We start from the raw sequence: 255 nt of genomic DNA on the forward strand, positions 1-255 counted from the left end.
CGGATATGAACCGTTAATTCTTGAGAATCTATTTGTTGAAAAACGAAAGTTGTTTTATCTGATTCTGGGAAAGCAGTATCCTGAATGAGTTTAATATTCTCTTTTTCTGAATGAAGTTCTGACGCAATAAACAAATTCACATAAATACTGTTATCATATACGGAATAAATCTTCCTCTCATAGCGCGCAGGATTTTCCATCCCTGTTCCCGTGCAGCACCAAAAAGAATCGTCTGGTGATGAATAAACCTTGAAG

At 36.1% G+C, this 255-nt stretch carries 1 protein-coding gene; it reads right to left on the bottom strand.

Features of this window, described 5'->3' with window-relative positions:
* On the bottom strand, nucleotides 1-200 hold a 200-nt coding region (locus tag AOA61_RS00405; protein ID WP_256583308.1), incomplete at its 3' end, for a beta-L-arabinofuranosidase domain-containing protein.
* Nucleotides 201-255: the final 55 nt, after the last annotated feature.

The sequence above is a fragment of the Pseudomonas sp. 2995-1 genome (genome assembly GCF_002742505.1).
In the GTDB taxonomy this organism is placed as follows: domain Bacteria; phylum Pseudomonadota; class Gammaproteobacteria; order Pseudomonadales; family Pseudomonadaceae; genus Aquipseudomonas; species Aquipseudomonas sivasensis.